The organism is Anoxybacillus tengchongensis, assembly GCF_014201585.1.
Classification (GTDB): Bacteria; Bacillota; Bacilli; order Bacillales; family Anoxybacillaceae; genus Anoxybacillus; species Anoxybacillus tengchongensis.
Window position 1 is genome coordinate 1 of record NZ_JACHES010000015.1, and the last position, 12,004, is coordinate 12,004.

Below are 12,004 nucleotides of genomic sequence, written 5' to 3' on the forward strand. Positions count from 1 at the left end.
CACCCGTTCCCATCCCGAACACGGAAGTTAAGCTCTCCAGCGCCGATGGTAGTTGGCGGGACACCGCCTGCGAGAGTAGGACGTTGCCGGGCAAAACATAAATTGTTCCGCAGTAGCTCAGTGGTAGAGCACTCGGCTGTTAACCGAGCGGTCGTAGGTTCGAATCCTACCTGCGGAGCCAGTGCTTCCATAGCTCAGTTGGTAGAGCACTTCCATGGTAAGGAAGAGGTCACCGGTTCAAGCCCGGTTGGAAGCTTGTGTGTCGTATGTTGGCCCGTTGGTCAAGTGGTTAAGACACCGCCCTTTCACGGCGGTAACACGGGTTCGAATCCCGTACGGGTCATCTTTTACGGAGGATTAGCTCAGCTGGGAGAGCACTTGCCTTACAAGCAAGGGGTCGGCGGTTCGATCCCGTCATCCTCCACCATACATTTGTATGAAATAATAAGAAGTTGGATAACATAACGTAGTTGATAAAAAACAACTGCCGGCTTAGCTCAATTGGTAGAGCAACTGACTTGTAATCAGTAGGTTGCGGGTTCAAGTCCTGCAGCCGGCACCATCTGCGGAGGGGTAGCGAAGTGGCTAAACGCGGCGGACTGTAAATCCGCTCCCTTTGGGTTCGGCGGTTCGAATCCGTCCCCCTCCACCATGATTTTTTTTCATCAATGGGCTATAGCCAAGCGGTAAGGCAACGGACTTTGACTCCGTGATGCGCTGGTTCGAATCCAGCTAGCCCAGCCATTTGTATAATGAACCATTAGCTCAGCAACGAGCAAAACTTCTTCGAACATGTTACGATTTGTCCCGACGCACTTGGCATCTTGGCTGTGTTAGTAGAGGAAGGGACAGGTAAAGAAAGATTGAGTAAGTTTTTTTAACTTATAACGAGCCATTAGCTCAGCAGGTAGAGCATCTGACTTTTAATCAGAGGGTCGGAGGTTCGAGTCCTCCATGGCTCACTGTTTGCGGAAGTAGTTCAGTGGTAGAACACCACCTTGCCAAGGTGGGGGTCGCGGGTTCGAGTCCCGTCTTCCGCTCCACGGGGCCTTAGCTCAGCTGGGAGAGCGCCTGCTTTGCACGCAGGAGGTCATCGGTTCGATCCCGATAGGCTCCATACTACTTAAAACCTTAGGTACTACCTAAGGTTTTTTTCTGTTTAGTATAGAATAAATATTCAAAAAGTTGTCGAGTTGAGCCAACTGTTTCTCCTCATGTACAATAAACATTAGATACAGCAAGGGGAGGAGATCAAGATGAACATCTCTATTATTGGTGTGCCAATGGACTTAGGACAAACACGTCGTGGCGTTGATATGGGACCAAGCGCAATTCGCTATGCGGGTGTAGTAGAGCGTTTGGAAAACTTAAATCATGATATTGAAGATTTAGGTGATATTCAAATTGGTCGCGCTGAGCGCGTTCAAGATGTAACAAATCCAAAATTACGAAACTTGAAAGCGGTTGCTGAAGCAAATGAAAAGCTAGCTAATACAGTAGATGAAGTTGTAACAAGAGGTCGCTTTCCACTTGTTCTCGGTGGTGATCATAGTATTGCGATTGGGACACTTGCAGGAGTGGCTAAACATTACAAAAATTTAGGCGTCATTTGGTATGATGCGCATGGGGATTTAAACACGGAAGAAACTTCGCCTTCAGGGAATATTCACGGTATGCCGCTTGCTGCAAGCTTAGGACTTGGTCATCCAGCTTTAACGATGATTGGTGGATATAGCCCAAAAGTGAAACCAGAAAATATTGTGATCATCGGTGCTCGTTCACTTGATGAAGGTGAAAAACAACTCATTAAGGAAAAAGGAATTAAAATATATACAATGCATGAGATCGATCGTCTAGGCATGACGAAAGTGATGGAAGAGACGATTGCGTATTTAAAAGAACGAACAGACGGTGTACATTTGTCTCTTGACTTAGATGGACTTGATCCACACGATGCACCGGGAGTTGGAACACCTGTAATTGGTGGACTGACGTATCGTGAAAGTCACTTAGCGATGGAAATGTTAGCTGAAGCACAAATTATCACGTCAGCAGAGTTTGTTGAAGTCAATCCCATTTTAGATGAACGAAATAAAACAGCTGCAACCGCTGTTGCTTTAATGGGCTCGTTGTTTGGTGAGAAGCTCGTATGAGAGGTGGCATGATGCCCCCTCTCGATTTTTTTTAAAAAAATTAACATATTCGTTGCGATTTATGGAACTTTGCTTTATGTTATTCGTATAAAATAGTAGCCCCCATGTGGAGGTAAATATTGAATGGACATGTTTATTAGGCAACGCATTAAAGCAGTAAAAAAAGGAGATCAAAATGCTTTTGCTGACATTGTCGAAATGTACAAAGATAAAATTTATCAACTATGCTATCGGATGTTAGGAAACCGTCATGAGGCAGAAGACGCTGCCCAAGAAGCGTTTATTCGGGCGTATGTCAACATTCATACATACGATCCAAACATGAAATTTTCTTCTTGGCTATATCGTATTGCAACAAATTTATCGATTGATCGCATGCGTAAAAAAAAGCCGGATGTTTATTTAGATGCAGAAGTATCAGGGACAGACGGGCTAACGATGTACTCCCAGCTCGCAGGCGAAGGAACTTCCCCGGAAGATGCGTTAGAAAGTTTAGAGTTACAACAAATGGTACAAGAAGCGATTTTAAAACTACCGGAAAAATATCGCGCTGTCATCGTCTTAAAATATATTGATGAATTATCGTTACAAGAGATTAGTGATATTTTAAACTTGCCGATTGGCACGGTAAAAACGCGTATTCATCGTGGTCGTGAAGCATTGCGCAAACATTTAGAACATTTATGATAAGAAGGAGTGAGACGGATGCCATGCTCTAAAAAAATTGTTCAATGGATGCATGACTACTTAGACGGAGATATTCAAAAAGAAGAAGAGCAACAATTACGTAGCCATATTCAACAATGTGAAGCATGTCGAGAGCATTTTTATGCATTGAAAAAAACAGTGGCGTTTGTCGAAAATGTTTCCCACTTCACCCCTTCCGACGATTTTATTAAAAAAGTGATGTACAATTTACCTCGTGAAAAACGGCGTGTACGTTGGAAACGATGGCTTACTCATCATCCGTTTTTAACGGCTGCATCATTATTTCTCCTATTAAGCACGAGCAGTTTATGGGCAGTTTGGCAAGAGGATAATGAATTTTCATTTTCTAAGCAAGAACATTTAATTGTTCAAAACCATACCGTCATTGTGCCAGAAGGAAAAGTCGTGGAAGGTGATATTGTTGTTCGAAACGGCGATATTAAAATTGAAGGAGAAGTGCATGGCAATGTTACCGTCATTAACGGCCATAAATATTTAGCTTCTGCTGGTGAAGTAACTGGACAAATTGAAGAAGTTAATGAAGTGTTTGATTGGATTTGGTATAATGTAAAAAGAGTCGGTTACAATATCGCCAAAACATTAACGAAATAGCCATCCATATTGATGGCTTTTTTACATGTGAGAGCAATTAGAATGAGTGAAGGAAGTGTAAGAATGCCATTTGGAGAGCTCCCAACATTTGTGAATTACCTCATTAAGTTTGTAGACATTCTTGTCGTTTGGTTTGTCATTTATAAGCTCATTATGGTTGTGCGTGGCACGAAAGCGGTGCAACTGCTTAAAGGGATTATTGTCATTATTCTTGTTCGAATTGTAAGTAGCTTCATGGGATTGAGCACGTTACAATGGTTGATGGATCAAGCGATTACATGGGGCTTTTTAGCTATCATTATCATTTTTCAACCAGAATTGCGCCGAGCACTTGAACAACTAGGGAGAGGGAAACTGTTTTCACGAAGTACGACTCCTGAAGAGGAAGAACAAACGCATATGATCGAAGCGATCGTAAAAGCGACAGAGTATATGGCAAAACGACGAATCGGGGCCCTTATTTCTATCGAACGAGAAACAGGAATGGGCGATTATATTGAAACCGGCATTCCATTACACGCGCACGTTTCATCAGAGTTGCTCATTAACATTTTTATTCCAAATACACCACTTCACGATGGAGCTGTCATTATCCAAAAAAATCAAATTGCTGCGGCATCATGTTATTTGCCGTTGTCGGAAAGCCCGTTTATTTCCAAGGAGCTCGGTACGCGACACCGCGCGGCATTAGGTATTAGCGAAGTAACAGACAGCATTACTGTTGTTGTGTCCGAAGAAACAGGGGCGATTTCTGTTGCGAAAAATGGGGAGCTTTACCGAGATTTAAAATTAGATGTATTACGAGAATTGCTGACGAAGGAGCTCATTCAACCGAAAGCAACTTCTTCATCTCGTTGGCAGTGGAGGGCGAAAAAAAGTGGATAAATGGATGAATAGCCCATGGTTTATACGCATCTTTTCTTTATTGTTAGCACTTATGATTTACGTTTCAGTTAATATTGAAACACAATCGAATAGTACGTCACGAAATACGGTTGGACAAACGGATATTGAAACGGTGACGGACGTACCGGTTGTAGCGTATTACGATCAAGAAAACCTTGTTGTTTCTGGTATTCCTCAATCGGTCAACGTCATGCTTGAAGGACCAAAAAGTATTGTCACGCCAACGAAGCTGCAACGGGATTTTGAAGTGTACGTTGATTTATCTAAATTACCAATTGGTACGCATACCGTCCCTTTGAAATACCGAAATATTTCTGAAAAATTACGCGTCACCATTGATCCAGCGACAATTACTGTAACTATCGATGAACGAGTGTCAAAAGACTTTCCGGTGGAAGTCGACTTTATTAACAAATCGCAAATTGCAGATGGTTATTCACCGGAACAACCAATTGTTAAACCAAATATTGTGAAAGTGACGGGAGCAAAAACATTAATTGATAAAGTGGCATTAGTAAAGGCGCGCGTCGATTTAAAAGGAGTCGAAGAAACGATTGAACGAGAATCGAAAGTGACGGTATATGATAAAGAAGGAAATGTATTACCACTTGATGTAGAACCATCTATTGTCGATATTACCGTACCGATTAAAAGCCCAAGCAAGACCGTTCCCCTAAAAATTGAACGAAAAGGAACGTTACGAGAAGGATTAAGCATCGTCAAAATGGAAGTCATTCCGAGTGAGGTAACGATTTTTGGACCAAAGGCAAAAATCGACGAAATCGAATTTATTACTGGCATTGAAATTGATTTAAGCGGTATTACAAGCAATACGACTTTACAAGTCGATGTACCTGTTCCAAAAGGGGTGAAAGCTGTAGACCCAGCGAAAGTTACAATTTTAATTGAAGTGGAACAAGAAAAAGAGAGAACGTTTTATAATGTTCCAATTGAAATCATTGGACTAAACGATGCATATAAGGCTGAGTTGATAAATCCTATCGATCAAAATATGACGCTCACGGCATTAGGAGCTCAACGTGTACTGAATGCTATTCAGTTGCAGGATATTGAGGTATACTTAAACGTTAGTGAATTAGGTATTGGTGAGCATAATGTGCCAATTGAAGTCAACGGGCCTCAAAACGTTCGATGGAAACTACCGCAAAAAGAAGCAACCATTCGTATCACAAGAAATGAGTCATGATAAAAGGAGCGATAGCATGGGTAAGTATTTCGGAACAGACGGTGTTCGAGGGATTGCCAATAGTGAATTAACACCAGAATTAGCTTTTAAAATTGGCCGCTTTGGCGGTTACGTATTAACGAAAGATAAAGAACGTCCGAAAGTGCTAATCGGGCGCGATACGCGCATTTCTGGTCATATGCTTGAAGGGGCGCTTGTAGCTGGACTGCTCTCCATCGGGGCAGAAGTGATGCGCCTCGGCGTGATTTCTACACCAGGTGTAGCTTATTTAACAAAAGTATTAGGGGCGCAAGCGGGGGTTATGATCTCCGCTTCGCATAACCCTGTTCAAGACAACGGCATTAAGTTTTTCGGACCAGATGGTTTTAAGCTGTCCGATGAACAAGAACAAGAAATTGAAGCTCTTCTCGATAGTGAAGAAGATACGTTGCCACGTCCAATAGGCAAAGATTTAGGGCAAGTAAACGACTATTTTGAAGGCGGACAAAAATATTTACAATATTTAAAGCAAACAGTAGACGAGGATTTTTCCGGCATTCACGTAGCGCTTGATTGCGCGCACGGTGCGACATCGTCATTAGCGACGCACTTATTTGCCGATTTAGATGCCGATGTGTCGACAATGGGGGCATCACCGAATGGGTTAAATATTAACGACGGTGTCGGCTCAACACATCCGGAGGCGTTAGCCGCATTTGTGAAGGAAAAAGGGGCAGATGTAGGATTAGCGTTTGATGGAGATGGCGACCGATTAATTGCGGTTGATGAAAATGGTGAAATTGTTGACGGTGACCAAATTATGTACATTTGCGCAAAATATTTACATGAACAAGGGCGTTTGAAACATCAAACGGTCGTCTCAACCGTCATGAGCAACCTTGGTTTTTATAAAGCGCTTGAAGCGCAAGGGATCAAAAGTGTGCAAACAGCCGTTGGTGACCGCTATGTTGTGGAGGAAATGAAAAAGAACGGCTATAATTTAGGTGGAGAACAATCAGGGCATATTATTTTCTTAGATTACAATACGACAGGAGACGGGTTGTTGACAGCGCTACAGCTTGTCAACATTATGAAAGTAACGAAAAAGCCGCTTTCTGAGCTAGCAGGGGAAATGAAAAAATACCCACAAAAATTAGTGAACGTAAAAGTAACGGATAAACATGAAGCAATCGCAAGCGAAGAAGTGCAACGAGTCATTCGTGAAGTCGAAGAAGAAATGGCTGGAAATGGTCGTATTCTCGTTCGCCCGTCTGGTACGGAGCCACTCGTTCGCGTGATGGCAGAAGCACCGACAAACGAGCTTTGCGATCAATACGTTGAGCGAATTGCAGCTGTTATTCGTGAGCGCTTTGGCACACAATAATGTTTTTGATAAACAATATGCATAAATGGAACGGTTTATTCCATTTATGCATATTTTGTTTATACAGGGGTAAGCGATACACATTGACGTTTGCCTCTTTGTTGTTGTAAACTATTGTTGTTTGACATCTTACATGAAAGGAGGATAGCGGAAAACAACAGTTATTAAAGCGCCTGGACTAAGCTTTGGACGGGAAGAAAGCTTAGTTGACGAGGAGGAGGTTTATCGAGTGTTCGGCGGATGCCTCCCGGCTGATGCGATGACAGCCGCAAGTTCTTTCTTAAAACAAAGAGGCGACTCTTTGCACAAAGGAAAGAACGTTCATCGCACATACGAATCAAGGGGCAAGAGCCCCTTCTTGCCCCTATTATTAGGGAGGACTTGTTATGTGCGGAATCGTTGGTTATATTGGTGAACAACCATCAAAGGAAATTTTATTGTACGGATTAGAGAAATTAGAGTATCGTGGATATGACTCTGCAGGTATTGCGTTATTAAACGAACAAGGTGTACATGTGTTTAAAGAAAAAGGACGCATTGCTGATTTGCGTGCCATTGTCGCAGAAGATGTAGACGCGCCGCTTGGCATCGGTCATACACGTTGGGCGACACACGGCGTGCCAAACCGCGTCAATGCCCATCCACACCAAAGTGCATCAGGTCGTTTTACTCTTGTGCATAATGGTGTAATCGAAAACTATGAATTGCTAAAACGTGATTATTTAGCACACGTGTCGTTCAAAAGTGATACAGATACAGAAGTCATTGTGCAGTTAATTGAAACATTCGTGAACGACGGATTGGCGGTAGAAGAAGCGTTTCGTAAGACGCTTTCGCTCTTGAAAGGTTCCTATGCGATCGCTTTAATTGATGCAGAAAATGATGGCGTCATTTACGCAGCGAAAAATAAAAGCCCGCTTTTAGCTGGATTAGGCAAAGGGTTCAACGTTGTCGCAAGCGATGCATTAGCGATGCTGCAAGTGACAAACGAATATGTCGAGTTAATGGATAAAGAAATCGTCATCGTCACAAAGGAAAGTGTCACGATTAAAAAGTTAAATGGTGAAGTCGTAGAGCGCGCGCCGTACGTAGCGGAGTTGGATGCAAGCGACATTGAAAAAGGAACGTATCCTTACTACATGTTAAAAGAAATTGACGAACAACCGCTTGTCATTCGCCGTTTGATTGAAAAATATCGAAACGAACAAGGTGAATTGGCGATTGACGAAAACATTGTTCAAGCAGTCAAAGAAGCAGACCGTTTATATATTGTCGCATGCGGCACGAGCTATCATGCTGGTTTAGTCGGTAAACAATTGATCGAAAACTGGGCGAAAATTCCTGTGGAAGTGCATATCGCAAGCGAATTTTCATACAACATGCCGCTTTTATCAGAAAAACCGCTATTTATTTATATTTCACAAAGTGGGGAAACAGCGGACAGCCGTGCGGTGCTTGTACGTACGAAAGAGCTTGGTCATAAATCATTAACGATTACGAACGTGCCAGGTTCGACATTATCGCGCGAAGCAGATTATACGCTTCTTCTTCACGCTGGACCAGAAATCGCCGTTGCATCAACGAAAGCATATACAGCACAAATTGCAGTGCTTGCGATGTTAGCAGCGGTAGCTGCGAAAGCGAAAGGAATGGCGCTAGATGTTGATGTGACGAAAGAGCTCGGCATTGTTGCAAATGCGATGGAAACACTTTGCGACGCAAAGCATGAAATGGAACAAATTGCACGCGAATATTTAGCGACAACACGCAACTGCTTCTTTATCGGTCGCGCCGTTGACTATTATGTCGTATTAGAAGGGGCACTAAAGCTAAAAGAAATTTCTTATATTCAAGCAGAAGGCTTCGCGGGTGGAGAATTGAAGCACGGTACGATCGCTTTAATTGAAAATGGCACACCAGTGATCGCATTAGCGACACAAGAACATGTCAACTTAAGCATTCGCGGTAACGTCAAAGAAGTTGTCGCCCGCGGCGCTAATCCGTGCATGATCTCCATGAAAGGATTAGATATGGAGGACGACCGTTTCGTCATCCCAGCCGTTCATCCGATGCTCACACCGCTTGCGTCTGTCGTGCCATTGCAATTAATTGCTTACTATGCAGCATTACACCGTGGCTGCGACGTCGACAAACCGCGCAACTTAGCGAAGTCAGTAACGGTGGAGTAAAGCTTAGAAGAAATGATAAAAAACACACGTTATCGATTACGATGTATGTAATCGGACGTGTGTTTTTTTCTTGTAAATATCTATGCCTTGTTGTTTCGTTTGTTTTGCTGATGCAGTTGTACGATTTGTTCCTCCCGTTCGCTAATGGTGACTTTTGGAACAGGGGTCGGTTTTTTGTTTTGATCGATGGCGACCATTGTTAAAAAGCATGTGGTTGTTAAGTGATGCTCGCCTGTAAATAAATCTTCTGTTTCGACTTTGACGAATACTTTCATGGATGTGCGTCCGGTCGAGTAGACGAATGCTTCAAGCTTTAAAATATCGCCCACTTTTGCGGACGAAATGAAATCAACTTTGTCGATCGAAACGGTGACGACTGCTTTTCGTGCATGGCGCATAGCGGATATTGCCGCGATTTCATCAATGTAAGCTAAAACGGTACCGCCAAAAATTGTGCCAAGATGGTTCGTATCAGAAGGCAAAACGAGCCGCGTTTGAATCGTTTTTGATTGTTCAACGCTTACTTCCATGACTTCATCCCTCCGTAAGCCAAAAGTCGTTCGCGGTATTCGTGTGCGGCTTCCACCATGGCTTTTAGTGCGGCCATTGCTTCTTTTTCTTTTCGCGTTTTTAATCCACAATCGGGATTGACCCAAAATTGTTCTGGACGAAGAACGCGAAGTGCCCGTTCGATTTGTTCGCTTATTTCTTCTTTTGTCGGAATGCGCGGGCTATGAATGTCATACACCCCTAAGCCAATTTCTTTTTTATATTCATATGTCTCAAACGCAGAAATAAGCTCGCCATGGCTTCGCGACGATTCAATGGAAATGACGTCCGCATCAAGCTCATCAATAATATGCATCATATGTTCAAACTGCGAATAGCACATATGTGTATGAATTTGCGTTTCCTCTTTCACCGATGAGGTAGCGAGACGGAATGCCATGATGGCATCTTTCCAATATGATGCATGTTTCTCTTTTTTAAGCGGCAACCCTTCCCGTAACGCTGGCTCATCGACTTGAATGATGCGTATCCCTTCCTTTTCTAACTGCAATACTTCCTCACGAATCGCAAGGGCAAGCTGTATGAGTACATGTTTGCGTGAAATATCGTCGCGAATGAACGACCAGTTTAACATCGTCACAGGACCTGTTAACATTCCTTTCACAGGTTTGTTCGTTAACGATTGAGCATACACCGTTTCTTCTACAGTCATTGGATGTAGGTGCGCAATATCGCCAAAAATAATTGGCGGGCGCACACAACGCGAGCCGTATGATTGCACCCAACCGTTTGTCGTGCATGCCATCCCTTGTAGCTTTTCGCCGAAAAACTCCACCATGTCTGTACGCTCAAACTCGCCATGGACAAGCACGTCGAGCCGCAACTGTTCTTGAATGTCGATCCATTTTGCGATTTCTTTTTTTATAAACGATTTATATTGATTGTCGTTCCATTCACCTTTCTTCCACTTCATCCGAGCTTGGCGAACGTCGTTCGTTTGCGGGAAGCTTCCAATCGTCGTTGTCGGCAAAAGCGGAAGCTGTAAATAGGCTTGTTGTGCTTTTTGTCGTTCGCTGTAAGGTGTTCGACTTACCGGAACGGTTGTAATGTCATTTATTTGTTCTTGTTGTTGGCGGAATTTGGTTAAATCACTGTTTGTTTGTTGATCGTATTTGATTAGCTCGTCGATCGTTACGTTTCCGTTCATATACTCTGTCAACATACGTATTTCATCTAATTTTTCATCGGCAAATGATAAAGCCCCAGCAAGCTCCGTTGGTAATGTATGTTCATGTTTTGTCGTGACAGGAACATGCAGTAAGCTACAAGACGGTTGAATAATGAGTTGTTCAGCAACGTTTGCTAAATGATGAAGGAGCGTTGCTTTTTGTGCAAGCGAGCTTTTCCATACATTGCGACCGTCTACAATCCCAGCAACTAATATTTTATCTTTCGGAAATCCATAGGTGTTTATATTTTTCATGTTTTCGCCATTATCATGTACAAAGTCAAGCCCAATGCCTGCGACAGGTAAAGCAATGATTTCACGATAATGCGATACGCTATCAAAATATGTTTGTAAAATAAGGTTTATATTTGGTACATCGCTATGAAAAACTTCATATACATCACGAAATGCATCGATGATGTCATCATCTATATCTTGAACGAGAATCGGCTCATCGATTTGGACGAATGACACGCCTGCTTCGCCTAGTTGTTTTAACAATTCCACATAAACAGGAACTAATTGTGCGAGATGTTTTCGCCACTCGTTTCGCTCGTATTGCTTAGAAAGCAAAAGAAACGTTATCGGTCCAAGCAACACCGGCTTTGTTTCCACATCAAATGTTTCTTTGACAAGTTTGTATTCTTTCAGCAGGCGATTTTCTACTAGTTTTGGCTTTGTTTGCCCAATTTCAGGAACAATATAATGGTAATTCGTATTAAACCATTTCGTCATTTCAAGCGCATGTTGCCCATTCGTCCCACGTGCCATCGCAAAATATTGCTCAAGCGTATCGTCTATTTGTTGAAATCGTTCTGGAATATACCCAAACATAAATGCTGTATCTAACACGTGATCGTATAAAGAAAAATCTCCGATTGGAATGAGATCGATTCCTTTCTCTAGTTGTTTACGAATCGAATCGAGTCGAATCGTTTCCATTGTTTTTATGAATTGCTCTTTGTTTATTTGCCCATTCCAAAAAGATTCTAATGCTTTTTTCCATTCTCTTTTTTCACCAATGCGCGGATACCCTACATTTGAACTACGGATGAACAAGTTAAGCACCTCCAGTCATTTATATCCCAATCAAGCAAAAAACCCCTCTTCCAAACAGAAGGAGGGCAT

Annotated in this window: 9 protein-coding genes, 10 tRNA genes and 1 rRNA gene; 18 read left to right on the top strand and 2 right to left on the bottom strand. The window is 42.7% G+C overall.

Annotated features, from left to right (window positions below):
* The 18 genes from rrf to glmS all read left to right on the top strand — a co-directional run.
* Positions 1-92, top strand: a 5S ribosomal RNA gene (rrf, locus tag HNQ82_RS12980); the annotation flags it as partial.
* 14 nt (positions 93-106) lie between these two features.
* Positions 107-181 (top strand) — tRNA-Asn (locus HNQ82_RS12985).
* Between the two features lie 2 nt (positions 182-183).
* Positions 184-256: transfer RNA gene (locus HNQ82_RS12990), tRNA-Thr, on the top strand.
* A gap of 15 nt (positions 257-271) precedes the next feature.
* A tRNA-Glu gene (locus HNQ82_RS12995) sits at positions 272-343 on the top strand.
* An 8-nt stretch (positions 344-351) separates the two neighbouring features.
* Positions 352-427, top strand: a tRNA-Val gene (locus HNQ82_RS13000).
* Positions 428-486: 59 nt separating this feature from the next.
* Positions 487-562, top strand: a tRNA-Thr gene (locus HNQ82_RS13005).
* Positions 563-567: 5 nt separating this feature from the next.
* Positions 568-652, top strand: a tRNA-Tyr gene (locus tag HNQ82_RS13010).
* 17 nt (positions 653-669) lie between these two features.
* Positions 670-744: transfer RNA gene (locus HNQ82_RS13015), tRNA-Gln, on the top strand.
* A 145-nt stretch (positions 745-889) separates the two neighbouring features.
* A tRNA-Lys gene (locus HNQ82_RS13020) sits at positions 890-962 on the top strand.
* 6 nt (positions 963-968) lie between these two features.
* A tRNA-Gly gene (locus tag HNQ82_RS13025) sits at positions 969-1,043 on the top strand.
* A 1-nt stretch (position 1,044) separates the two neighbouring features.
* A tRNA-Ala gene (locus HNQ82_RS13030) sits at positions 1,045-1,117 on the top strand.
* Positions 1,118-1,256: 139 nt separating this feature from the next.
* Positions 1,257-2,153: an arginase gene (rocF, locus tag HNQ82_RS13035; RefSeq protein WP_183250177.1), complete on the top strand. Its 897-nt coding sequence runs from the start codon at positions 1,257-1,259 to the stop codon at positions 2,151-2,153.
* A 123-nt stretch (positions 2,154-2,276) separates the two neighbouring features.
* Entirely contained in the window at positions 2,277-2,840 is a 564-nt protein-coding gene (gene sigW, locus HNQ82_RS13040; RefSeq protein ID WP_183250179.1) for an RNA polymerase sigma factor SigW, read from the top strand.
* Between the two features lie 18 nt (positions 2,841-2,858).
* A complete protein-coding gene (locus HNQ82_RS13045) occupies positions 2,859-3,473 on the top strand; it encodes an anti-sigma factor family protein (RefSeq protein WP_183250181.1) in 615 nt (204 codons plus the stop codon).
* A gap of 63 nt (positions 3,474-3,536) precedes the next feature.
* Positions 3,537-4,358: a diadenylate cyclase CdaA gene (gene cdaA / locus HNQ82_RS13050; RefSeq protein WP_183250183.1), complete on the top strand. Its 822-nt coding sequence runs from the start codon at positions 3,537-3,539 to the stop codon at positions 4,356-4,358.
* Positions 4,351-5,586, top strand: a complete 1,236-nt coding sequence (locus tag HNQ82_RS13055; protein ID WP_032101909.1) for a CdaR family protein — start codon at positions 4,351-4,353, stop codon at positions 5,584-5,586. Before cdaA ends, HNQ82_RS13055 begins: the two co-directional genes overlap by 8 nt.
* Before the next feature lie 16 nt (positions 5,587-5,602).
* Positions 5,603-6,949, top strand: coding sequence for a phosphoglucosamine mutase (gene glmM / locus HNQ82_RS13060; RefSeq protein ID WP_183250185.1), 1,347 nt, complete (start codon positions 5,603-5,605; stop codon positions 6,947-6,949).
* A 386-nt stretch (positions 6,950-7,335) separates the two neighbouring features.
* The gene (glmS, locus tag HNQ82_RS13065) at positions 7,336-9,138 is read left to right on the top strand and encodes a glutamine--fructose-6-phosphate transaminase (isomerizing) (protein ID WP_183250187.1); all 1,803 of its coding nucleotides are present in this window, start codon (positions 7,336-7,338) and stop codon (positions 9,136-9,138) included.
* 80 nt (positions 9,139-9,218) lie between these two features.
* On the opposite strand, the gene HNQ82_RS13070 is transcribed toward glmS, so the two are convergent.
* Positions 9,219-9,668: an acyl-CoA thioesterase gene (locus HNQ82_RS13070; protein ID WP_183250189.1), complete on the bottom strand. Its 450-nt coding sequence runs from the start codon at positions 9,666-9,668 to the stop codon at positions 9,219-9,221.
* Positions 9,659-11,935 (bottom strand): 5-methyltetrahydropteroyltriglutamate--homocysteine S-methyltransferase, encoded by a 2,277-nt coding sequence (gene metE, locus HNQ82_RS13075; protein ID WP_183250191.1) that lies wholly within the window; start codon positions 11,933-11,935, stop codon positions 9,659-9,661. Before metE ends, HNQ82_RS13070 begins: the two co-directional genes overlap by 10 nt.
* Positions 11,936-12,004 lie beyond the last annotated feature (69 nt).